Source organism: Streptomyces sp. S07_1.15, from assembly GCF_020739505.1.
Classification (GTDB): Bacteria; Actinomycetota; Actinomycetes; order Streptomycetales; family Streptomycetaceae; genus Streptomyces; species Streptomyces xinghaiensis.
Genome location: NZ_JAJBZK010000001.1, coordinates 158,423 through 179,205 on the forward strand (window position 1 = coordinate 158,423; position 20,783 = coordinate 179,205).

At 74.6% G+C, this 20,783-nt stretch carries 23 protein-coding genes and 1 riboswitch; of the genes, 14 read left to right on the top strand and 9 right to left on the bottom strand.

Going from position 1 to position 20,783, the window contains the following annotated elements; translation table 11 throughout:
- The first annotated feature begins 18 nt into the window (after positions 1-18).
- The 3 genes from LIX60_RS00770 to LIX60_RS00780 all read left to right on the top strand — a co-directional run bounded on the left by LIX60_RS00770 (position 19) and on the right by LIX60_RS00780 (position 2,041).
- Positions 19-654, top strand: a complete 636-nt coding sequence (locus tag LIX60_RS00770) for an ATP-dependent Clp protease proteolytic subunit (protein WP_227956718.1) — start codon at positions 19-21, stop codon at positions 652-654.
- 3 nt (positions 655-657) lie between these two features.
- On the top strand, positions 658-966 hold the full coding sequence (locus tag LIX60_RS00775; protein WP_227956719.1) for a hypothetical protein: 309 nt from the start codon (positions 658-660) through the stop codon (positions 964-966).
- A 353-nt stretch (positions 967-1,319) separates the two neighbouring features.
- A riboswitch (cyclic di-AMP (ydaO/yuaA leader) is annotated at positions 1,320-1,489 on the top strand.
- 3 nt (positions 1,490-1,492) lie between these two features.
- Positions 1,493-2,041, top strand: a complete 549-nt coding sequence (locus LIX60_RS00780; RefSeq protein ID WP_227956720.1) for a C40 family peptidase — start codon at positions 1,493-1,495, stop codon at positions 2,039-2,041.
- Between the two features lie 96 nt (positions 2,042-2,137).
- Here the strand turns inward: LIX60_RS00780 and LIX60_RS00785 are convergent, their stop codons facing one another.
- On the bottom strand, positions 2,138-3,295 hold the full coding sequence (locus LIX60_RS00785; RefSeq protein WP_227956721.1) for an 8-amino-7-oxononanoate synthase: 1,158 nt from the start codon (positions 3,293-3,295) through the stop codon (positions 2,138-2,140).
- Between the two features lie 146 nt (positions 3,296-3,441).
- Between LIX60_RS00785 and bioB the strand changes: the two genes are divergently transcribed.
- The 3 genes from bioB (at position 3,442) to bioD (ending at position 6,871) form a co-directional block, all read left to right on the top strand.
- Positions 3,442-4,668: a biotin synthase BioB gene (bioB, locus tag LIX60_RS00790; protein WP_227956722.1), complete on the top strand. Its 1,227-nt coding sequence runs from the start codon at positions 3,442-3,444 to the stop codon at positions 4,666-4,668.
- The gene (locus LIX60_RS00795; protein ID WP_227956723.1) at positions 4,661-6,022 is read left to right on the top strand and encodes an adenosylmethionine--8-amino-7-oxononanoate transaminase; all 1,362 of its coding nucleotides are present in this window, start codon (positions 4,661-4,663) and stop codon (positions 6,020-6,022) included. The genes bioB and LIX60_RS00795 overlap by 8 nt, the downstream gene beginning before the upstream one ends.
- Positions 6,023-6,148: 126 nt before the next feature.
- Positions 6,149-6,871, top strand: a complete 723-nt coding sequence (gene bioD / locus LIX60_RS00800; RefSeq protein WP_227956724.1) for a dethiobiotin synthase — start codon at positions 6,149-6,151, stop codon at positions 6,869-6,871.
- A gap of 19 nt (positions 6,872-6,890) precedes the next feature.
- Here bioD and LIX60_RS00805 read toward each other — a convergent pair whose 3' ends face one another.
- Together LIX60_RS00805 and LIX60_RS00810 are read right to left on the bottom strand one after the other, a co-directional pair.
- Positions 6,891-7,265, bottom strand: a complete 375-nt coding sequence (locus tag LIX60_RS00805) for a fic family toxin-antitoxin system, toxin component (protein WP_227956725.1) — start codon at positions 7,263-7,265, stop codon at positions 6,891-6,893.
- Positions 7,262-7,486, bottom strand: coding sequence for a hypothetical protein (locus LIX60_RS00810; protein ID WP_019708323.1), 225 nt, complete (start codon positions 7,484-7,486; stop codon positions 7,262-7,264). Before LIX60_RS00810 ends, LIX60_RS00805 begins: the two co-directional genes overlap by 4 nt.
- 110 nt (positions 7,487-7,596) lie before the next feature.
- On the opposite strand from LIX60_RS00810, the gene LIX60_RS00815 reads away from it, so the two are divergent.
- The 4 genes from LIX60_RS00815 to LIX60_RS00830 all read left to right on the top strand — a co-directional run bounded on the left by LIX60_RS00815 (position 7,597) and on the right by LIX60_RS00830 (position 11,513).
- Complete coding sequence (locus tag LIX60_RS00815; RefSeq protein WP_227956726.1) at positions 7,597-8,409, top strand: ABC transporter ATP-binding protein; 813 nt, start codon at positions 7,597-7,599, stop codon at positions 8,407-8,409.
- 82 nt (positions 8,410-8,491) lie between these two features.
- Positions 8,492-8,920, top strand: coding sequence for a GNAT family N-acetyltransferase (locus tag LIX60_RS00820; protein ID WP_227956727.1), 429 nt, complete (start codon positions 8,492-8,494; stop codon positions 8,918-8,920).
- A gap of 236 nt (positions 8,921-9,156) precedes the next feature.
- Entirely contained in the window at positions 9,157-10,500 is a 1,344-nt protein-coding gene (locus LIX60_RS00825) for a hemolysin family protein (protein ID WP_227956728.1), read from the top strand.
- Positions 10,497-11,513, top strand: a complete 1,017-nt coding sequence (locus tag LIX60_RS00830; protein ID WP_125623372.1) for a hemolysin family protein — start codon at positions 10,497-10,499, stop codon at positions 11,511-11,513. Before LIX60_RS00825 ends, LIX60_RS00830 begins: the two co-directional genes overlap by 4 nt.
- 156 nt (positions 11,514-11,669) lie before the next feature.
- On the opposite strand, the gene LIX60_RS00835 is transcribed toward LIX60_RS00830, so the two are convergent.
- Both LIX60_RS00835 and LIX60_RS00840 read right to left on the bottom strand, forming a co-directional pair.
- Positions 11,670-12,221: an anti-sigma regulatory factor gene (locus LIX60_RS00835; protein ID WP_227956729.1), complete on the bottom strand. Its 552-nt coding sequence runs from the start codon at positions 12,219-12,221 to the stop codon at positions 11,670-11,672.
- Positions 12,222-12,475: 254 nt separating this feature from the next.
- Positions 12,476-12,610, bottom strand: a complete 135-nt coding sequence (locus LIX60_RS00840; protein WP_019708318.1) for an SCO1431 family membrane protein — start codon at positions 12,608-12,610, stop codon at positions 12,476-12,478.
- 247 nt (positions 12,611-12,857) lie between these two features.
- On the opposite strand from LIX60_RS00840, the gene LIX60_RS00845 reads away from it, so the two are divergent.
- The 3 genes from LIX60_RS00845 to mug all read left to right on the top strand — a co-directional run bounded on the left by LIX60_RS00845 (position 12,858) and on the right by mug (position 15,846).
- The gene (locus LIX60_RS00845) at positions 12,858-13,634 is read left to right on the top strand and encodes an SGNH/GDSL hydrolase family protein (RefSeq protein ID WP_227956730.1); all 777 of its coding nucleotides are present in this window, start codon (positions 12,858-12,860) and stop codon (positions 13,632-13,634) included.
- Between the two features lie 131 nt (positions 13,635-13,765).
- Positions 13,766-15,199 (top strand): adenylosuccinate lyase, encoded by a 1,434-nt coding sequence (gene purB / locus LIX60_RS00850; protein WP_227956731.1) that lies wholly within the window; start codon positions 13,766-13,768, stop codon positions 15,197-15,199.
- 104 nt (positions 15,200-15,303) lie between these two features.
- A complete protein-coding gene (mug, locus tag LIX60_RS00855) occupies positions 15,304-15,846 on the top strand; it encodes a G/U mismatch-specific DNA glycosylase (protein WP_227956732.1) in 543 nt (180 codons plus the stop codon).
- A 157-nt stretch (positions 15,847-16,003) separates the two neighbouring features.
- Here mug and LIX60_RS00860 read toward each other — a convergent pair whose 3' ends face one another.
- A complete protein-coding gene (locus tag LIX60_RS00860) occupies positions 16,004-16,714 on the bottom strand; it encodes an LPXTG cell wall anchor domain-containing protein (RefSeq protein WP_227956733.1) in 711 nt (236 codons plus the stop codon).
- Between the two features lie 231 nt (positions 16,715-16,945).
- Positions 16,946-17,437 (bottom strand): hypothetical protein, encoded by a 492-nt coding sequence (locus tag LIX60_RS00865; protein WP_227956734.1) that lies wholly within the window; start codon positions 17,435-17,437, stop codon positions 16,946-16,948.
- 143 nt (positions 17,438-17,580) lie between these two features.
- Here LIX60_RS00865 and LIX60_RS00870 point away from each other — a divergent pair, with 143 nt between their 5' ends.
- Positions 17,581-18,327, top strand: a complete 747-nt coding sequence (locus LIX60_RS00870; RefSeq protein ID WP_227956735.1) for an SDR family oxidoreductase — start codon at positions 17,581-17,583, stop codon at positions 18,325-18,327.
- A 114-nt stretch (positions 18,328-18,441) separates the two neighbouring features.
- On the opposite strand, the gene sigJ is transcribed toward LIX60_RS00870, so the two are convergent.
- Together sigJ and LIX60_RS00880 are read right to left on the bottom strand one after the other, a co-directional pair.
- Positions 18,442-19,329, bottom strand: a complete 888-nt coding sequence (gene sigJ, locus LIX60_RS00875; protein ID WP_227956736.1) for an RNA polymerase sigma factor SigJ — start codon at positions 19,327-19,329, stop codon at positions 18,442-18,444.
- Positions 19,330-19,580: 251 nt separating this feature from the next.
- Entirely contained in the window at positions 19,581-20,636 is a 1,056-nt protein-coding gene (locus tag LIX60_RS00880) for a DMT family transporter (RefSeq protein ID WP_227956737.1), read from the bottom strand.
- Between the last annotated feature and the right edge of the window lie 147 nt (positions 20,637-20,783).

A 20,783-nucleotide genomic window follows, 5' to 3' on the forward strand; every position in this document is an offset into this window, starting at 1 on the left:
GAAGAAGGGGGAGCAGCCGTGGAGTCTCCGACCGCCCGCTCCGTGCTGCCGCAGTTCACCGAGCGCACCAGCCGCGGGATCCGCACGCTGGACCCGTACTCCCGGCTTCTGGAGGAGCGCATCGTCCTCCTCGGCACCGAGGTCGACGAGACCTCGGCCAACGACGTCATCGCCCAGCTGATGCATCTGGAGCACGCCGCGCCCGGCCGCGGCATCTCCCTGTACATCAACTCCCCCGGCGGCTCCCTCACCGCGATGACCGCGATCTACGACACGATGCTCTTCGTCGGCTGCCCCATCGAGACGATCTGCCTCGGACAGGCGGCCGAGGAGGCGGCCGTGCTGCTCGCCGCGGGGGAGCCCGGCCGGCGGCTGATGCTCCCGGGCTCCCGGGCCGTGCTCCGCCAGCCCTCCCTGGCCGAGCCCGTGCGGGGGCAGGTGGACGACCTGGAGATCAGGGCCCGCGAGGTGGCCCGCGCCCGCGCCATGCTGGAGGAGATGCTGGTGCGGCACACCGGGCAGCCCGCGGAGCGCGTCGCCTCGGACATCGAGCGGGACAGGATCCTCACCGCCGGCGAGGCCGTCGCCTACGGACTCGCCGACCGGATCGTCGCGAACCGCAAGGGGTCCGCCGCCCCCGTGGACCGGGGGTGAGCCGTGTCCCTGCCCGAACTGCCGCCGCTGCCCGCCCTCACGCGCGCCGAGGGCGAGCTGATCGACCGCTACCTGGAGGCGGCCGACCTGCTGGGACGGATCAACCCGGCCCGGGGCACCGACACCTACGGCAGCCTGCGGGCCGCGCAGGCGCTGGTCGACCGGGCCGTCCGGCTGCGCGACGCGCTCTCCGTGATGCACGCACGCGGCGAGACGGAACTGCACGCGGCCACCCTGGGCCGGGCCCTGCGCGTCCTCGACGGGGAACGCCGGACCCGGCGCGTCACCCTCCCGCCGGAGAACACTGGCTGACGGAACGCCACGGAGTGCCGCGACACGCGTCACCGACCGTCCTCCCCCGACCGGGCTGCTCTCCGCGGGACATGACGGGCCGTGCGGCGTGCGGCGTGCGGCGTGCGGCGTGCGCCAGGCGTCGGTGAACCCTCGGCCGTTCCGGGCATCACGCCTGGTCGGGGCGGGGCCGGGGACCGCGTTCGGCCGTCAACAACACGGCCATTCCACCTGGTTGGGGCAAGAGTGAGAACTTTCACATAAGCTCGGATCGGTGACGAAATTCGACCTGGAGTGCGTAACCATCGCCGAGACGACAAGCCCCCGCCGCCGAGGCGGGGCGGCCCGGGCGGACGCCGAGTCCTGCCACCGTCCCGGGCGACAGGTCGATTCCCCTGACCGGCAGGAGTGGAGGACCCGGGCAAGCCGGGCCCGGCCGGAACCCTCCGGCCGGCCCTTGGGGTGAAGCCGCGATCGCGGCCGGGCATCTTCGTTCTGCCCGAACCCGACAGGTCATCCTTCACAGGCGGCTGACGAAGGGTTGCGCATGTCCGCGCACGTTCACGTCCAGACGCACGACAGCACCACCGGCTTCACCGGCACCACGGGCATCGGCGGCACCGGCCGGAAGCCCGCCGGCACCACCGCGCGCATCTCCCGCGCGGGCGCCGTATCGGCGCTCACCCTGGCCGCGGTCACCGGCACCGTCCTCGCACCGGGCGCCGCGTCCGAGGCCCAGGCCGCCACCGCCCGGTCGAAGGCGCTCTCGGTCGCCGCGGCACAGAAGGGCGACCCCTACCAGTACGGCGCCGCGGGCCCGCACCGCTTCGACTGCTCCGGCCTGACGCTGTACGCGTACAAGAAGGCAGGCAAGAAGCTGCCGCGCACGGCCCAGGCCCAGTACAACAAGACCGGCCGCGTCTCCGCCCCGAAGCGGGCCAAGGGCGATCTGGTGTTCTTCCACTCCGGCGGCAGCGTCTACCACGTCGGCGTCTACGCCGGCAGCGGCAAGGTCTGGCACTCCCCCAAGACCGGCTCCGTCGTCAAGCTGGAGAAGATCTGGACGAAGAGCGTCCGTTACGGCCGGGTGCGCTGAGCGCCACCGAGCCGCCCCGCCTGCCGCCCTCGCCGCCCCGCCCGCCGCCGTCGCCGCGCCGGAACGCGGACCGGCCGGCGGAAGGGGGCGGCCGGGTCAGCCGGCGGGCGCCGCCGCGACGATGACGGCCACCGCCCGGTCGATCTGATCATCCGTCAGGTCGGCGCGGGCGGTGAGCCGCAGCCGCGAGACGCCGTCGGGCACGGACGGCGGGCGGAAGCAGCCCACGGCCAGCCCGCCGGCCCGGCAGTCCGCCGCCCAGCGCAGCGCCGCCTCCGGGGACGGCGCCCGTACGGAGACCACGGCCGCGTCCGGGCGGACGGACGCCAGACCGGCCGCCGTCAGCCGCTCGTGCAGGGAGGCGGCGACGGCACGGGCCCGGGCCGCCCGCTCCGGTTCCCGGCGCAGCAGCCGGAGGGCGGCCAGCGCGCCGCCGGCGGCGGCCGGGGCCAGCCCGGTGTCGAAGATGAACGCCCGTGCGGTGTTGACGAGATGCTCGATCACCCGGGCCGGTCCCAGCACGGCACCGCCCTGGCTCCCGAGCGACTTGGACAGGGTGACGGTCACGACCGTGTCCGGTGATCCCGCGAGCCCGGCGGCGTACGGGGCTCCGCGCCCGCCCTCCCCCAGCACGCCCAGCCCGTGGGCGTCGTCGACGATCAGGGCCGCCCCGCGGTCGCGGCAGACCGCGGCGAGCCGGTCCAGCGGCGCGGCGTCGCCGTCGACGGAGAAGACCGCGTCGGTGAGGACGACGGCCCGGCCCTCGTGCCCGTCGAGCACCTTGGCCGCGGCGCCGGGATCGGCGTGCGGGACGACGGCGGTGACCGCCCGGGAGAGCCGGCAGCCGTCGATCAGCGAGGCGTGGTTGGCCGCGTCGGAGACGATCAGGGTGCCGCGCGCGGTCAGCGCGGTGACGGCTGCGAGATTGGCGGCGTAGCCGGAGGACAGCACCAGCGCGGCCTCGAAACCGCAGAAGTCCGCCAGTTCCGCCTCCAGTTCGGCGTGGAGCCCGGTGCTGCCGGTCACCAGCCGGGAGCCGGTCGCGCCGGCCCCCCACAGCCGGGCCGCGTCCGCGGCCGCGGCGGTCACCGCGGGGTGGCGGGCCAGTCCGAGGTAGTCGTTGGACGCCAGATCGAGCAGCGCAGACGCGGCCGGACGGGGGCGCAGCGCGCGGACGAGACCGGCCCGCCGCCGGGCGGCCGCCTCCTCGTCGATCCATCCGAACGGGTCCCGGTCGTCCTGGTCCTGGGGCATCGGCCATCCCTCGTGTCTGTTGGGTCTGCCCAAAACCTAGCCCGGCTCCGGACGGGACAGGGTGTGGCGATACACACACCCCGATCCTGCGGTGTTGTGGGATCTCTCCTTGGCCCGGGACCCTCCGGTAGGCAAAGATCTCGGCCATGGAGCTGCTGACAACGCTGGTGGACAAGGGGCTGCGCCGCGAGCCGCCCACCCGGGACGAGGCGCTCGCCGTGCTGGCGACGTCCGACGACGACCTGCTCGACGTGGTGGCGGCCGCGGGGCGGGTGCGCCGCCAGTGGTTCGGGCGGCGGGTGAAGCTCAACTATCTGGTCAACCTCAAGTCGGGACTCTGCCCGGAGGACTGCTCGTACTGTTCGCAGCGGCTGGGGTCGAAGGCGGAGATCCTCAAGTACACCTGGCTGAAGCCGGAGGAGGCCGCCGCGGCGGCCGGCGCCGGTGTGGCCGGCGGCGCCAAGCGCGTCTGCCTGGTGGCGAGCGGACGCGGTCCGACCGACCGGGACGTGGACCGGGTGTCGGACACCATCGCGGCCATCAAGGAGCGGAACGAGGGCGTGGAGGTCTGCGCCTGCCTCGGGCTGCTCTCCGACGGTCAGGCCGAGCGGCTGCGGGCCGCGGGCGCGGACGCGTACAACCACAACCTCAACACGTCCGAGGCGACGTACCAGGACATCTGCACCACGCACGACTTCTCCGACCGCGTCTCCACCGTGCGGCAGGCGCAGGGCGCGGGGCTGTCGGCCTGCTCCGGCCTGATCGCGGGCATGGGCGAGTCCGACGAGGACCTGGTCGACGTGGTGTTCGCGCTGCGCGAGCTGGACCCGGACTCCGTGCCGGTCAATTTCCTGATCCCCTTCGAGGGCACACCGCTGGCCGAGGAGTGGAACCTCACGCCGCAGCGGGCGCTGCGCATCCTGGCCATGGTCCGCTTCGTCTGCCCGGATGTGGAAGTACGGCTCGCGGGCGGCCGCGAGGTGCATCTGCGGTCCCTGCAGCCGCTGGCGCTCCACCTCGCCAACTCCGTCTTCCTGGGCGACTACCTGACCAGTGAGGGGCAGGCGGGACAGGCGGACCTCGACATGATCGCCGACGCGGGCTTCGAGGTGGAGGGCTCGGACACCGTGACCCTGCCGGAGCACCGGGCGGGCGCGGCCGGGGCGGGCTGCGGCGGACACGACGGCGGCTGCGCGCCCCGCGGGGAGACGGCCGAGGAGGGCGCGGCCCCGGCCGCCGGGGCGCCCGCCCCGGAGCGTGCGGACGCCGCTCCGGCCACCGCACCCGCCGACGCGCCGGCGGGCGCTCCCCGTACCGGCCTGGTGGCGGTGCGCCGCCGCGGCGCGGGCACCGATCTGCCGCCCAATGCCTGAGCCGCTCCCGCACCCGCCGGCGGGCCCGGCCGCCCCGGGCGGGCCTGCCGCGGCGGCGCCGCTGTCCACCGCCGAACTGCTGGAGCTGGACCGGCGGCACGTCTGGCACCCGTACGGCCCGATGCCCGGCCGTACGGACCCGCTGGTCGTCGAGTCCGCCTCCGGGGTGCGGCTGCGGCTGGCGGAACCGGCGGAGGGCCGGGAGGAGCTGGTCGACGGGATGTCGTCGTGGTGGTCGGCCGTGCACGGCTACGGCCACCCCGCGCTGACCGGAGCCGCGCACGCGCAGCTGGACCGGATGAGCCATGTGATGTTCGGCGGGCTCACCCATGAGCCGGCCGTCCGGCTCGCCGCACGGCTCGTGGAGATCACCCCGGAGCCGCTGCGCCACGTCTTCCTGGCCGACTCGGGCTCGGTGGCGGTGGAAGTGGCCGTCAAGATGTGCCTGCAGTACTGGCGTTCGCTGGGGAAGCCCCGCAAGCAGCGGCTGCTGACCTGGCGCGGCGGCTACCACGGCGACACCTGGCAGCCGATGTCCGTGTGCGACCCGGACGGCGGCATGCACCACCTGTGGTCCGGGGTGCTGCCCCGGCAGGTCTTCGCCGACGCGCCGCCGCCCGGCTTCGGCGCCGGCGTGGACCCGGCGTACGCGCAGCACCTGCGGGGGCTGATCGCGGAGCACGCCGAGGAGCTGGCGGCCGTCGTCGTCGAACCGGTGGTGCAGGGCGCGGGCGGGATGCGGTTCCACTCCCCCGGCTATCTGCGGGTGCTGCGCGAGGCGTGCGACGAACACGGCGTGCTGCTGGTCCTGGACGAGATCGCGACCGGCTTCGGCCGGACCGGTGAGCTGTTCGCCGCGGACCACGCGGGCGTCGCGCCCGATGTGCTGTGTCTCGGCAAGGCGCTGACCGGCGGGATGATGACGCTGGCGGCGACGCTGTGCACCGCGGAGGTGGCCGAGGGCATCTCGCGGGGTGAGGTGCCGGTGCTGGCGCACGGCCCGACCTTCATGGGCAATCCGCTGGCCACGGCGGTCGCGGGAGCCTCCGTCGACCTGCTGCTGGCCCGGGACTGGCGCGGCGAGGTGCGCGGGATCGAGCGCGGGCTGCGGGAGGGGCTGGCCCCGGCGGCGCGGCTGCCGGGCGTGCGGGAGGTCCGGGTGCTGGGCGCCATCGGTGTCGTCCAGCTCGACCACGACATCGACATGGCGGCGGCGACGCGCGCCGCGGTGCGCGAGGGCGTGTGGCTGCGGCCGTTCCGCGACCTCGTCTACACGATGCCGCCGTATGTCACCGGTGAGGACGACGTGGCCCGGATCTGCGCGGCGGCGTACGCGGCGGCAGCGGCGGGCTGACCCGGCGCACGGCCCGGCCGCGCCGAGGCGGCCGGGGGCGCGGAACACACGGGGCGCGCGGGCACGCGCGCTCCTCGTACGGCAGCGCGGCGGCACGGCGGCGCGGCAGGAACGGAGCGAGGGAACATGGCCGTCACCGTCGTCAGCGGCACCGGTACCGAGATCGGCAAGACGGTGGCGACCGCCGCGCTGGCCGCCGCCGCGCTGGCGGCGGGCCGCACCGTCGCCGTGCTCAAGCCGGCCCAGACCGGCGTGGCGCCCGGTGAGCCGGGGGACGCGGCGGAGACCGCCCGCCTCGCCGGCCCCGTCACCACGGCCGAGCTGGCCCGCTACCCCGAACCGCTGGCCCCGGCGACGGCCGCCCGGCGGGCGGGGCGGCCCCCGGTACGGCCTGCGGAGATCGCCGAGGCGGCGGAGAAACTGGCCGCCGGCCACGATCTGGTCCTGGTCGAGGGCGCGGGCGGACTGCTGGTCCGCTACGACGGTGACGGCGCGACCTTGGCGGACGCGGCCCGGCTGCTGGACGCGCCGGTGCTGGTGGTCGCCGCCGCCGGGCTGGGCACCCTCAACGCCACCGCGCTGACGGCGGAGGCCCTGCGCGCCCGGGGGCTGGACTGCACAGGTGTTCTCCTGGGGAGCTGGCCCGCCGAGCCGGGTTTGGCGGAGCGCTGCAATCTGGCCGATCTGCCCGCGGCGGCCGGGGCCCCGCTGCTGGGCGCGCTCCCGCACGGGGCCGGCGCCCTCCCGCCCGCGGAGTTCCGTGCCCGCGCCGGCCGCTGGCTCGCCCCCGCGCTGGGGGGCACCTGGGACGCCGCGGAGTTCACCGCACGGCACCGGCCGCCGCGGTGAGCCGCCGCCCGGCCGCCCGCTACGCCAGGCTCCAGCTCCGCAGTTCCTCCGCGATGGCCTCCACGCCGGCGGTCCCGTCCTTGACGAGGCGGGCGAGATCGCGGACCTGCTCCGGCGAGGTGCTGACCTTCAGCCCGCTCGCGACGAGATAGGCGTAGGCGACGGCCGAGGCGAACATGGCGTTGGACCGCTCCAGCGCCGGCACATGGAGCAGCAGTTGCAGCAGGGCGGCCGCGCGGCTCTGCGGATCGGTGTAGACCGGGACGCCGAATATCTCCGCCTCGTGCCGGCTGACGGCGGCGACCAGGGCGCCCCAGTCGGTCACGGCCGGATCGCCGGGGGTGTTCTGCTCGGCCACCATGAGCAGCCAGGAGAGATCGATACGGAAGGTCAACGGCGGGTGCGCTCCTCGCCGAACTCCTCCGCGAAGACCGATTCGTACTGCTTCATGAAGTCGGCGGCCGCCTCGACGAAGGTCCGGCCGGCCTCCCCGGCGTCCTGCCGGACGAGCTCCTCGATGTAGCGGTTCACGCTCACGCCCCGCTGGAGGGCGCGCTGCCGCGCGGTCTCGGCGGTCGTCTCGTCCACACGGACGTTCAGCTGGGTCTTGGCCACCCCACCAAGCTAGCACTTGCGCGCTATCATCAACAAGGGGTACCGGCCCGTCCAGCGGGCCCCTACCCTCGGGATCTCCGGGGGACGCCACACCGAGCCGGGAGACGGCCATGCCCACGCTTGTACAGGAGACCACCCACGACTCCACGGACGGACGGCCCCCGGCCGCCCGGGCCGAATCGCTCACCAAGGCCTTCGGCTCCGGCGAGACGGCGGTCATCGCGGTCGACGCCGTGGACGTCACGATCGAACGGGGCCGGTTCACTGCGGTGATGGGCCCCTCCGGTTCCGGGAAGTCCACGCTGATGCACTGCCTGGCCGGGCTGGACTCGGTCTCGGCCGGCCGGGTCTGGCTGGGCGGCACGGAGATCACCGGGCTCAAGGAGAAGGATCTCACCCGGCTGCGGCGCGACCGGATCGGCTTCATGTTCCAGTCGTTCAACCTGCTGCCGACGCTGACGGCGGCCGAGAACATCACGCTCCCGATGGACATCGCGGGCCGCAAGCCGGACCGCGCCTGGCTCGACCGGGTGATCGACACTCTCCATCTGCGGGACCGGCTCTCACACCGCCCGTCCCAGCTCTCCGGCGGCCAGCAGCAGCGGGTGGCCTGCGCGCGGGCCCTGGCCTCCCGCCCCGAGCTGATCTTCGCGGACGAGCCGACCGGCAACCTGGACTCCCGGAGCGGGCGGGAGGTGCTGCGCTTCCTGCGCGAGGCCGTGGACGAGCTCGGGCAGACGGTGGTCATGGTCACCCACGACCCCAACGCCGCCGCCTATGCCGACCGGGTGCTCTTCCTGGCCGACGGCCGCATCGTGGACGAGATGGCGGAGCCGACCGCCGAGCGCGTGCTGCAGCGCATGCGCCTGTTCTCCCCCGGCCCCCCGCCGCCCGCCGAGGAGGGCGCGGACTCGGGCGACTGAGCCGTCGTACGGCACGGACAGCCGTGTCCGGTGCTCGGAATCACGTGGCCGGACCAGCGACCGGCATGCTTCGCTGCCGGGCATGACCGATCTGGAGATCCGCAACGCCCGTCCGTCCGACGCCGCCGACGTGCTGGACTTCTGGGAGGCGGCTGCCGAGGGGACGAGCGTCAGCGACGACGAGGCAGGCGTGACCGGGCTCATCGCACGCGATCCCGGCGCCCTGCTGCTCGCCGAGTCGGCAGGGGTTCTCGTGGGGTCCGTCATAGCCGGGTACGACGGGTGGCGGTGCAGCCTGTACCGCCTCGCCGTCCTCCCCGCGTATCGCCGGCAGGGCGTGGCGACCGCCCTTCTGCGGGCTGCCGAGCGGCGGTTCGAGGCGCTCGGCGGCCGGCGTGCCGACGCCATGGTGCTGGAGGCGAACGAAGGCGCCCACCAGGCGTGGGCCGCCGCCGGCTACCAGCGGCAGGATCACTGGCGGCGCTGGGTGAAGCCGCTGGCCCGCCCGTGACCGCCCTCCCGCGAAGCGGGGCTCCGCCGCCGCGCCGGGCCCTCCGGCGGGAAGCCCACGAGCCGCCGCTCCGCCCACCGTTTTGCTGAGCCTTTACTATGGTGGTTCCCCCGGGCCCCGCGGCCCACCGTCCCGTATGACGAAAGGTGTGAGCGTCCGCCCATGGGCGAGCCTCCCAGTAGCGACCATCGCGCGATCCTCCGTTCCCCGGCCCACCATGGGAGGAGGTGAACCCGATGATCGAATTCCTGCTTCTCGCCCTGGCCCTCCTCCTCTCACTGGCCTGCGGCGCCTTCGTGGCGGCGGAGTTCTCGCTGACCACCCTGGAGCGCGGCAGCCTCGAACAGGCGGTCGAGAACGGTGAGCGCGGCGCGGAGAGCGCCCTCAAGGCCGTCCGCAATCTGACCTTCCAGCTCTCCGGCGCCCAGCTGGGCATCACCGTCACCAATCTGGTCATCGGTATGCTCGCCGAGCCCTCCATCGCGGCGCTGCTGCGCGGACCGCTCACCGCCGCCGGGGTCCCCGACGGGGCCGTGGGCTCCGTCGCCCTCGTCACCGGTACGGCCCTGTCGACCGTGGTGCTGATGGTGGTCGGTGAGCTGGTCCCCAAGAACTGGGCGATCTCCAGCCCGCTGCCGGTGGCGAAGGCCGTCGCCACACCGCAGCGCGCCTTCAGCGCGGCCTTCCGCCCGCTCATCAGCCATCTCAACAACTCCGCCAACCGCCTGGTCCGCCGGATGGGCCTGGAGCCCGCCGAGGAGCTGGCGTCCGCGCGCGGTCCGCAGGAGCTGGTGGCCCTGGCCCGGCACTCCGCCAAGGAGGGGGCCCTGGAGCCGGACACGGCCGAGCTGTTCGTGCGGACGCTGAACCTCTCGGAGCTGAGCGCCGAGAACGTCATGACCCCGCGGGTGCAGGTCATGGCGCTCGATGTGCAGGCCAGCGCGGAGGACGTCGCCAACGCGACCCGCGCCACCGGCCTCTCCCGCTTCCCCGTCTACCGGGGCAGCCTGGACACGGTCGTCGGCATCGCCCACATCAAGGACGTCCTGGCGGTCCCCGCCGAGCGCCGCCCGCGTCATCCGGTGACCGAACTGCTGCGCGAGCCACTGCTCGTGCCGGAGTCGCTGACCGTGGACCGGCTGCTCGACCGGCTCTCCGGCAAGCGCAGCATGGCCGTCGTCATCGACGAGTACGGCGGCACCGCCGGGGTCGTCACCCTGGAGGACATCGTCGAGGAGGTCGTCGGCGAGGTCCGGGACGAGCACGACCCGCTGGAGGCTCCCGACCTGGCGCCGGCCGGCACGGACGCGGAGGGCCGGGAGCTCTACGCGGCGGACGGCGCGGCCCGTACCGACCAGCTGGAGACGATCGGCCTGCGCGCCCCCGAGGGGCCGTACGAGACCCTGGCCGGGCTGGTCGCCACGGAGCTCGGCCGGATACCGGCCGAGGGCGACCGGGTGGAGGTGGCCGGCTGGCGCGTCGACGTGGTGGACGCGTCGGGCCGCCGGGCGGCCCGCGTGCTGCTGCACGCGCCGCTGCCCGAACACGGTGAACAGCACCCCGAGGAGGCCTCCCGATGACCGCGGTCCAGCTTTTCGTGGGTCTGCTGACCCTGGTCGCGAACGCCTTCTTCGTCGGTGCCGAGTTCGCGATGATCTCGGTCCGGCGCAGCCAGGTGGAACCGCTCGCCGAGGAGGGCAACCGGCGCGCCAGGAGCGTGCTGTGGGGACTGCAGCACGTCTCGGCGCTGATGGCCGCCGCGCAGCTGGGCATCACGCTGTGCACCCTGGTGCTGGGTGTGGTCGCCGAGCCGGCGATCGCCCATCTCCTGGAGCCGCTGTTCGACGCGGTGGGCGTGCCGCACGGCCTGGTGCACCCCATCTCCTTCGTCATCGCGCTCGCGGCGGCGACGTATCTGCACATGCTCTTCGGCGAGATGCTCCCGAAGAACATCGCGCTCGCGGCGCCCGTGCGGACCGCGCTCGCCCTGGGCCCGCCGATGGTGGCCCTGTCCCGGGCGCTCCGCCCGGTGATCTTCTCCGTCAACGCCTTGGCCAACACGCTGCTGAAGCTGCTGCGCGTCGAGCCGAAGAACGAGGTCGCGGCCACGTTCTCGGACGACGAGCTGGCCCGGATGGTGGCCGACTCCCGTGAGGCGGGGCTGCTGGACAAGCGGTCGACGGAGCGTCTGCGGGACGCTCTGGAACTCGGCCGGCGGCCCGTACAGGAGGTCGTCAAGCCGGTGGCCAATGTGGTCGCCGCCCCGCTCGGCATCACACCGGAGGGCCTGGAGAAGCTGGCGTGGGAGTCGGGGTTCTCCCGCTTCCCGGTCGTGGACTCGGGCCGCCGGATCCTGGGCTATCTGCATGTGAAGGACGCACTGGACGCCCGGCCGCGGGATCTGCCGTTCCCGGTCGCGGCGATGCGGCCGATCGCCCGGGTCCGGGCGGAGACGCCGCTCGACGACGCGCTGGGAGCGATGCGCGGTTCCAGTACCCATCTGGCCGCGGTGATCGGAGCGGACGGCAGGCTGGCCGGTCTGGTCACCATGGAGGACGTGCTGCGGGAGCTGGTCGGGCGCACGCCCGCCTGATCGCGGAGCACCGCCTGATCGCGGAACACCGAGGGCCCGGGTGCCCGGCGGGAACGCCGGCGCCCGGGCCCTCGGGGTGCCGGGTGCCCGGGCGCGGTGCCCGGCCCGGGACGGGCGTCCGCGGCACGCGTATGCGCCGGGAGCCGGCGCGCGGGCTCAGTCCCGCTCGTCGGCGGGCGGCGCCGGGGCCGGGACGGCGGGGGCCGGAAGGGCCGGAGCGGGGAGGGCCGGAGCGGGAGCGGGGAGGGAGAACCAGACCTCCTTGCCCCAGGGGGTGCGGTCCGCGCCCCAGTCGCAGGCCATGAGGTCGACCATCGACATCCCGCGCCCGTCCTCGTCGTCCGTGGTGGCGCGGCGCACCCGGGGCAGCTCCCGGCTTCCGTCGCCGACCTGGCAGCAGACCGACCTGCCGCGGACGAGGGTCAGGTGGACGGGTCCGTGCGCATGGCGCAGCGCGTTGGCGACAAGCTCGCTGACCAGGAGTTCCGCGGTGTCCGCGAGATCACCGAGCCCCCACCGGGACAGGGTGTGGCGCACGGCCCTGCGGGCGAGCGCGCACGCCTCGCCCGACCGCGGCAGCGGCCAGGGGCCGGCCCGGCCGGTGTCGGGCTCCGGTGCCGCCGGCTCGGAGGCCGGGCGGCACACGGGCACGGGGGCCGGCTGGGCCAGTGTGGCCTCGGCGGGTCCACCGGGGTGCGGGTGGTACATGGGATCTCCACTACGGCCCGGCTGTCCGGACGACAAGGGCTCAGCGGATCGAGCGCGCCGTGTGCGGCACGGGAAGGTTCGCGACGCTGCGAGGCTGCCACGCGGCTGTTCCGCCCGGGACTCCGGGCAGGGAAAAGCTGCGGGTTACTTCCGCGTAAAACAATAAAATGCGTTTACCGGGAAGTAAAGCGTTCATGACCGATCTGTTCCTGACGCTCCGCCGGTCATCATCGGGCGGACCGCAGCCTCCCGGGTCAGAGCGGACCGAACCGCGCGATGAGCATCGCCAGCACGATCGTCAGCACCCAGCCGGCGATCTGCTCCAGCAGCGGGTGGTCGTCGTCGGACGGTCCGCCGGTACGGGCGGCCACGACAGCGGCAGCGGTCATCTGCGCACACTCCTTGCCGATCGGCCCCGCCGGGGCGGCCGCCACGGGGTGGCGCGGGCCGGCGGGACGGTTGCGGAAACGGGCCGGCGACGGGGACGGCCCAGGGCACCGGCAGCGCCGGGGAACAGCACCCATACCGGTACCGGTCGGGCGACAATAGACCCGAATCGCGCGGCCCGCTGTGACCGGTGACTCATCCCGCCCGGCATCCTCCGCGGCCCCCGGCGGGCGTAGGATTTCCGGCGTCATGCAGATGAATGCCTCCTACACCAGTTTTGTCGCCCTGGGCGACTCCTTCACCGAGGGCATGTCCGACCGCCTGCCGGACGGCAGCTACCGGGGCTGGGCCGATCTCCTCGCGGCGGACCTGGCCGCCCGGACGCCCGGTTTCCGCTACGCCAACCTGGCGGTGCGCGGAAAGCTCATCGGCCAGATCGTGGACGAGCAGGTGGACACCGCGGCGGCGATGAACGCGGACCTCGTGACCCTCGTCGGCGGGCTCAACGACGCCCTCCGCCCCAAGTGCGACATGGGCATGGTCCGCGCCCGGCTGGAGGAGGCCGTCACCAAGCTCGCCCCCAACTGCGGCCGGCTGGTGCTGATGCGCAGCCCCGGGCGGAACGGCCCGGTGATGGAGCGCTTCCGGCCGCGCATGGAGCAGCTCTTCGGCTTCATCGACGAACTGGCCGACGCGCACGGCGCCCTCGTCGTGGACCTCTACGGCCCGGGGGCGCTGGGCGACCCGCGGCTGTGGGCCGTCGACCGGCTCCACCTCACCACCGAGGGCCACCGGCGGGTCTCGGAGGCGGTCTGGCAGACGATCGGCCTGGAGCCGCGCCGGGACTGGACCGAACCGCTGCCGCCGGTGCGGCCCGTGAGCTGGTCCCGGCGGCGGAGCAGCGATCTGCGGTTCGCCCGCGAGCATCTGCTGCCGTGGATCGGCCGCCGGCTGACCGGACGCTCCTCCGGCGACGGGCTGATGCCCAAGCGCGGCGACCTCCTGCCGTACCCGTACGAACTCTGAGCGCGCTCCCGGCGGGGCGGTCCCCCGGGCGGCCGCCGCCCGGGGACGGGCACGGCCGGCGGAGGAGGCCGGCGGACGGGGTGCGGAGGCGGGCGGAGGCCCCGCCGGACCGGCCCGTAGAATGCCGTCACGTGACCTCCAAGCCCCGCATCCCGAACGTTCTGGCCGGCCGCTACGCCTCCGCGGAGCTCGCCGCCCTGTGGTCCCCCGAGTACAAGGTGACGCTGGAGCGCCGGCTGTGGCTGGCCGTCCTCCGCGCGCAGAAGGATCTCGGCATCGAGGTGCCGGAACAGGCCCTCGCCGACTACGAGCGGGTGCTCGACCGGGTGGACCTGGCGTCGATCGCGGAACGCGAGAAGGTCACCCGGCACGATGTGAAGGCCCGGATCGAGGAGTTCAACGCCCTCGCCGGCCATGAGCACGTCCACAAGGGCATGACCTCCCGTGACCTCACCGAGAACGTGGAGCAGCTGCAGATCCGTCTCTCCCTGGAGCTGGTGCGGGACCGCGCGGTCGCCGTGCTGGCCCGGCTGGGGCGCCTCGCCGCCGAGCACGCGGAACTGGTGATCGCCGGCCGCTCGCACAACGTCGCCGCGCAGGCGACCACCCTGGGCAAGCGGTTCGCGACGGCCGCCGACGAACTGCTGGTGGCGTACGGCCGGCTGGAGGACCTCCTCGGCCGCTATCCGCTGCGCGGCGTCAAGGGCCCGGTCGGCACCGCGCAGGACATGCTCGACCTCCTCGGCGGCGACCCCGCGAAACTCTCCGAGCTGGAGCGGCGGGTCGCCGGCCACCTCGGCTTCGGCCGGGCCTTCACCTCCGTCGGCCAGGTCTACCCCCGCTCGCTGGACTACGACGTCGTGACGGCGCTGGTGCAGCTGGCGGCCGCGCCGTCCTCACTGGCCAAGACGGTCCGGCTGATGGCCGGGCACGAGCTGGTCACGGAGGGCTTCAAGCCCGGCCAGGTCGGCTCCTCCGCCATGCCGCACAAGATGAACACCCGTTCCTGCGAGCGGGTCAACGGCCTCATGGTGATCCTGCGCGGCTACGCCTCGATGACCGGCGAGCTCGCCGGCGACCAGTGGAACGAGGGCGACGTGTCCTGCTCCGTGGTGCGCCGCGTGGCCCTCCCGGACGCGTTCTTCGCCCTCGACGGCCTGCTGGAGACGTTCCTGACGGTGCTCGACGAGTTCGGCGCCTTCCCCGCGGTCGTCTCCCGCGAGCTGGACCGCTATCTGCCGTTCCTCGCCACCACCAAGGTGCTGATGGGCGCCGTGCGGGCCGGGGTGGGCCGGGAGGCCGCGCACGAGGTCATCAAGGAGCACGCGGTCGCCTCGGCGCTGGCGATGCGCGAGAAGGGCGCCGAGCGCAACGAACTGCTCGACCGGCTCGCGGGCGACGAGCGCATCCCGCTGGACCGCCCGCAGCTCGACGCGCTGATGGCGGACCGCCTCTCCTTCACGGGGGCGGCGGCGGACCAGGTGGCCTCGGTCGTGGCCCGGATCGAGGAGATCACGGCCGCGCGCCCGGAGGCCGCCGCGTACACCCCGGGAGCGATCCTCTGACGGGCGGGGGGTCCCGGGCGGGGCGGCGGCATCCGGCACGCCGTCCGCCGTCCCGCCCGAGCCAGGAGGAACTGGAGGCGGCCCGCGACCGCACCGTCGACGATGTGATCGCGCACGGCCTGCGGGTGCTGTTCTGCGGTATCAACCCCGGTCTGATGTCGGCGGCGACCGGCCACCACTTCGCCCGGCCGGGCAACCGTTTCTGGCCGGTGCTGCACGCCTCCGGCTTCACCCCGCGGCTGCTCCGGCCCGACGAGGAGCGGGAGTTGCCCGCTTACGGGCTCGGCATCACCAATGTCGCCGCGCGCGCCTCGGCCCGGGCGGACGAGCTGAGCGACGAGGAGATGCGCGAGGGCGGGCGCCTGCTCGCGGAGAAGGTGCTGCGGTACCAACCGCGCCGGCTCGCGGTGCTGGGGATCATGGCCTACCGGGTGGCCTTCCGGGACAAGGCCGCGGTGATCGGCCCGCAGGCCCGGATGATCGGCCGGACGCGGATCTGGGCCCTGCCCAATCCGAGCGGCCTCAACGCGCACTGGACGACGGCGACGATGGCGGAGGAGTTCGCCCGCCTGCGCGAGGCCGCCGAGCGGGACGAGCGGAACGACCTGGACCAGCAGGACGAGCGGTCCGGCCCGCCGGGCCGGTGAGCGGGGCCCGAACCCCCTGACGGCGGCCGGGGCGCGGCCGTGACGGCGTGCCCGCCGCGCGGGTCCGGGGACCCGGGAGACGACGGCACCGGTGCCGGACCCCGACGAGGTGGGGTCCGGCACCGGTGCGCGTCCGGCACTGCCGGCGGGTGTTCCGTCAGCTCTCGCCGCGGGCCGCCCGGCGGCGCATCAGCAGGACGCCGCCCGCGCCCAGCAGCACCAGGGCCGCCGCGGAGGTGCCGATGACGGCGGAGGCGCCGGTCTCGGCGAGGTCCTCCTTGCCGCCGCCCGACGGGTTCTGGCCGGCCGTGTCGGCGGCCGTGGGCTCGTTCGACGGCTCCCCGGTCGTCTCACCGGTGGTCTCGCCGCCCGGCTCGGTGGACGGCTTGCCCGAGGGCTCCTCCGACGGCTCGCCGGAGGGCTGGCCGGACGACCCGCCGTTGCCGCCCTCGTTCTCGTCCTCGTCCTCGCAGTCCGTCCAGAAGACCTTGTGCTTGGCCTTGCCGTTCTCGCCCTCGAAGTTCCAGACGAGCTTGTAGTGGCCGTCGGGCAGCTCCAGGTCGTCGCTGCGGCCGTGCCCCTCGGCGTCGAGGGTCAGGGTGCCGGACTCGGCCTCCGTGCCCAGGGTGCCGGTGGGCGGCATCTCGAGGATCTTCCACTCGATCTGCTGGCCGCTGTCGAACTTGAACGCGTCCAGGTAGAAGACGCAGACGTGCGGCTCGTTCTTGACGAGCTCCTCGCCGGTCTCGGCGTCGTGGATCTTGACGGTCCCGTTGTCACCGGGCGGGGTGGCGTACGCGACGGGGGCCAGCAGCAGGGAAGCCGCTGCGGCCGCTGCCACCGCACACGCCGAAGTGAGGCTGCGCATGGATCACCAGGTTTTCGAGAAAAGCGCCGGAAGCGGGGGGCGACGCCTCAGCTTCCAGCCATCTGTTCGTATAGGTCAAGCCAACCGGCCACCGCATCAGCACCTTTGAGCCCGCGATGTCCCTTTGATCACCGGTAACGATTCGGCCTAGGGCACTCGTTCGACGTACATCCACTCGAAAGAGGACATCGAAGCCGGCGAGCGGCGGCGCTCCGGCGGCGGCCGCGTGCGTCATCCCCGGGTCTGCGGGCTTCCCCGGTCTTCACGGTCTTCGCGGTCCGGAGCCTCCGGGTCCTCCTGCGCCACGACCGCCAGCAGGCGGAGTGGTAACTCGCGGCCCTGCCGGCCGAGTCCGACGGCGAGCCAGCGGCCCCCGGCCCGCCAGGCGTACAGCACGCCGACACAGCCGCAGAGTGTCGCCAGCGGCTCGGGAACCGCCTCGCCCTCGGCCGAGCGTATGAGGTGTTCGGTGAGGTCCAGGACCCGCGGCTCGCCCCAGCGCCGGGAGAGCAGGACGACCAGCGCCTCGCACTCCGCCTCGAACTGCTCCTCCGCCTCCCGCATCCGGGAACCGTCGTCCTCCCAGAACTCCTCGCTCACCCGCAGATCGGCCAGGTGGAAGCCCGGTCCGCCCGCCGCGCCGCGGGACGGCCCGCCGCGCGCCGCCGGGAGGGGACGGGCGCGCAGCCGGTCGATCGCCGCGAGCTGTTCCACTGTGCTCATGGGTCCAGTGAACTACCCGTCACCGACAACCGGCCCCGGGCGCACGGGAATCGGGCGGCCCGGCCCTCGGCACGCCCGCGCTGACGGGGGCCCGGGCCCGGTGTGGCAGGCTTCCGGAGGACCGGTATACGGAGGTGTGGGGCATGGGGCAGGTCACCGTCGTCACGGGAGGCGGCCGCGGCATCGGAGCGGCGGTCGCCGTCCGTCTCGCGCGGGCCGGACACGCGATCGGCATCGGCTACGAGAAGGCGCGGGAGACGGCGGAGGAGACGGCGGCGGCGGTGCGCGCCGAGGGCGTCGCCTGTGTGACCGTGCGGGTGGACACCAGCGCGGAGGACCAGGTCGATGCGCTGTTCGACACGGTGGCCGCCGAGCTGGGCCCCGTCACCGGCCTCGTCAACAACGCCGCGATCACCGGGCCGCTGGGCCGGTTCGCCGAGACGGACCCGGCGGTGATGCGGCGGGTCCTCGACGTCAACGTCATGGGCGCCCTGCTGTGCGCGCGCAGGGCGGTGCGCGGCATGTCGACGCGCCACGGCGGCGCGGGCGGCGCGATCGTCAACATCTCCTCGTGCGCGGCCACCACCGGCAGCCCCGGCGAGTACGTCCACTACGCGGCGACCAAGGCGGCCGTGGACGCGATGACGAACGGACTGGCCAAGGAGGTGGCGGCCGAGGGCATCCGCGTCAACTCGGTACAGCCAGGGATGATCCTCACCGGTATGCACGCCGCGATGGGCGATCCCGAGCGCCCCTGGCGCGACCCGGACCGGGTGCCGATGCGGCGTCCCGGCGAACCCGAGGAGGTCGCGGGCGCCGTCGCCTGGCTGCTCTCGCCCGAGGCGTCGTACACGACGGGCGCGGTGCTGCGCGTCTCGGGCGGTCTCTGATCCGGCGGCGCAACCGCCGGCGTGGCGGCAGGGGCGGCGCGCGGCCGGACGGCGGGGCCGGAGCGGCCGGGACCGTGCGCCGGGGTGCGGGCGGGGCCCGCCGCGCCGCGACGGCTACACCGTGACGGCCGCGAGCTTCTCGGGGTTGCGGACCAGGTACACGCAGGCGATCCGGCCCTCGGCGGTGACGTCCACGGAGACGACCGTGTCCGGCCTGCCGCCCAGCAGGACCAGCACCGCGGGCGCCCCGTTGAACTCGCGGCGCACGAACTCCACGGCCGGGCCGTCGAGTTCCCCGGCCACGGCGGCGAGGAAGCGGGCGATCTTCCCGGCGCTCTCCATGACGCGGAGCGGTGCCTTGGCCCGTCCGCCGCTGTCGCCGACCAGCCGGGCGTCCGGGGCGAGCAGCTCCAGCAGCGCCCCGAGGTCCGCGCCGGCGGCCGCGGCGAGGAACCGCTCGGTGAGTTCACGCTGCTGGTCCGGGTCGGCCCGGTAGCGGGGCTTGCGCTCACCGACGTGGCGCCGGGCGCGGGTGGCGAGCTGCCGCACGGCCGCCGGTTCCCGGTCCAGCGCCCGGGCGATCTCCGCGTACGGGAAGCCGAAGGCCTCGCGCAGCACGAACACCGCCCGCTCCAGCGGCGACAGGGACTCCAGCACGACGAGGACGGCGAACGAGACGGACTCGGCCAGCACCACCCGGTCCCCCGCGTCCGGCACCGCCCCGGCGAACTCGGGGCCCACCGGCTCGGGCAGCCACGGTCCGACGTAGGTCTCGCGCTGGGCGCGCAGCTGGCGGAGCCGGTCCAGGGCGAGCCGGGTGGTGATCCGGACGAGATAGGCGCGCGGCTCGCGGACCTCCGCGCGGTCGGCGGCGGACCAGCGCAGCCAGGTCTCCTGCACGGCGTCCTCGGCGTCGGCGGCCCGGCCGAGCATCCGGTAGGCGACCCCGGTCAGCAGCGGGCGGTGCTTCTCGAAGACATCGGTCGCGGTGTCGGTGGCCACGGACCCATCCCAGCGGACGGCCACGGGAGTTGTCCAGGCGCCACGGGACCGTCGGACCCGGGCCACGGGCGTGAGCCGCGGCAGGGCCCGCGGTGCGTGCGATCGGCGCGCCACGGCAATCCTGTTCGCGCTCCGGTCCGGGGAGCCGGGCGACGCATGCGGCACCGGACGGTACGGCGGATTCCGAGTCCTCGCCGCACCGGCCGTGGCGCCACCGTGACCGCCCGGCGCGGCAGAGGACCTCCCGCTCCTCACCGGGCGCCGGAACCGGCCCCCGAGCCACCGCGGCGCACGGCCGGCCTGCTGTCCCGCCCGTCCGCACCGGGCCCGCTCCCCGCGCGCCCGGCGCCGCCGTGACCGTGGACCCCGTCCGCACAGACTGCCCGCGGAGGCGCCTCCGGCCCCGGCGGACCGCGGCGTACGGAGCCCAGCAGTCCGGCGCCCAGCAGTCCGGCGCCGAGCGCCACGCCGAACCCGACCAGCAGGCTCCCCGCGGCTTGCGCGGCCCCGTAGCCACCGGTGCCGGCGAGGGGTGCCGTGAGTGCCGCGGAGACGGGGATCAGACCGGAGAAGAGGGTGGCGCGCCCGGCACCGATGCGGCGCATCGCCGCGTACCAGCAGACGAAGCCGACGACGGTGACCACCACGGCCTGCCAGAGCAGCGCGGCCGTCTCGACGGGGTCCGGCATCCGCAGGGCCGCACGGCCGTCGAACACCAGGGCGAGCGCCCCGGCCTCCACGGCGGCCACCCCGCACACCACCGCCGACAGCAGCCGCGGCCCGAGCGGGCCCACCAGCGGCACCGCGAGCACCGCGAAGCCGACCTCGCCCGCCAGAGCGGCGGCCGACCAGCCGAGCCCGGCCCCGTCCGTGCGCCCCCAGCCCTGCACGGTGAAGGCTCCCACCGCCACCACCAGCGCTCCGGCCGCCACGGCCCGCTCCGGCCGCCCCCGGCTCAGCAGCGGCACCACTACGGCGACGACCACCGGCGCGCAGCCGACGAACACGCCGGGCACCGCGGGCTCCGCGGTCCGCTCGGCCGCCAGGACGGCCAGGTTGAAGCCGACCATGCCGGTGGCGGCGAGCAGGGCCAGCCGACCCCACTGGCGTGCGGTGAGACGGCGCAGCACCGCCGTCGTGCCCGAGCCGCACAACGGCAGCAGAAGTAGGAAGGCCACGCCGTAGCGGAGGGCCTGGCCTCCGGTGTACGGGTATGCGGTGAGCAGGCTGTTCGCGGTGAACGACGCGCCGACGAGGACGCATGCGAAGGCGGCGAGCAGGGCCCCGCGCACGGGGGAGGTGGTCAAGGGATCGGTCCTCACGGCGGAGTCGGGAAGGGACGCGGGTCCGGCACCCGTCGTCGCGCGGACCACCGGGTCGGTCCGCGGGCGCGGCGGCCGGGTCCGCACCAGCGACGCTACGAAGCGGGCCGGACTGGTTTAAGGTCCACTCCG

Bases quoted from the DNA above. Each gene is read 5' to 3' on its own strand.
- LIX60_RS00835 (WP_227956729.1), bottom strand. From the start codon at position 12,221: ATGTACCACCCGCACCCCGGTGGACCCGCCGAGGCCACACTGGCCCAG.
- LIX60_RS00865 (WP_227956734.1), bottom strand. From the start codon at position 17,437: ATGAGCACAGTGGAACAGCTCGCGGCGATCGACCGGCTGCGCGCCCGT.
- LIX60_RS00830 (WP_125623372.1), top strand. From the start codon at position 10,497: ATGACCGCGGTCCAGCTTTTCGTGGGTCTGCTGACCCTGGTCGCGAAC.
- LIX60_RS00870 (WP_227956735.1), top strand. From the start codon at position 17,581: ATGGGGCAGGTCACCGTCGTCACGGGAGGCGGCCGCGGCATCGGAGCG.
- LIX60_RS00780 (WP_227956720.1), top strand. From the start codon at position 1,493: ATGTCCGCGCACGTTCACGTCCAGACGCACGACAGCACCACCGGCTTC.
- LIX60_RS00785 (WP_227956721.1), bottom strand. From the start codon at position 3,295: ATGCCCCAGGACCAGGACGACCGGGACCCGTTCGGATGGATCGACGAG.
- bioD (WP_227956724.1), top strand. From the start codon at position 6,149: ATGGCCGTCACCGTCGTCAGCGGCACCGGTACCGAGATCGGCAAGACG.
- LIX60_RS00845 (WP_227956730.1), top strand. From the start codon at position 12,858: ATGCAGATGAATGCCTCCTACACCAGTTTTGTCGCCCTGGGCGACTCC.
- LIX60_RS00840 (WP_019708318.1), bottom strand. From the start codon at position 12,610: ATGACCGCTGCCGCTGTCGTGGCCGCCCGTACCGGCGGACCGTCCGAC.
- bioB (WP_227956722.1), top strand. From the start codon at position 3,442: ATGGAGCTGCTGACAACGCTGGTGGACAAGGGGCTGCGCCGCGAGCCG.
- LIX60_RS00860 (WP_227956733.1), bottom strand. From the start codon at position 16,714: ATGCGCAGCCTCACTTCGGCGTGTGCGGTGGCAGCGGCCGCAGCGGCT.
- LIX60_RS00795 (WP_227956723.1), top strand. From the start codon at position 4,661: ATGCCTGAGCCGCTCCCGCACCCGCCGGCGGGCCCGGCCGCCCCGGGC.
- LIX60_RS00815 (WP_227956726.1), top strand. From the start codon at position 7,597: ATGCCCACGCTTGTACAGGAGACCACCCACGACTCCACGGACGGACGG.
- LIX60_RS00825 (WP_227956728.1), top strand. From the start codon at position 9,157: ATGATCGAATTCCTGCTTCTCGCCCTGGCCCTCCTCCTCTCACTGGCC.
- LIX60_RS00820 (WP_227956727.1), top strand. From the start codon at position 8,492: ATGACCGATCTGGAGATCCGCAACGCCCGTCCGTCCGACGCCGCCGAC.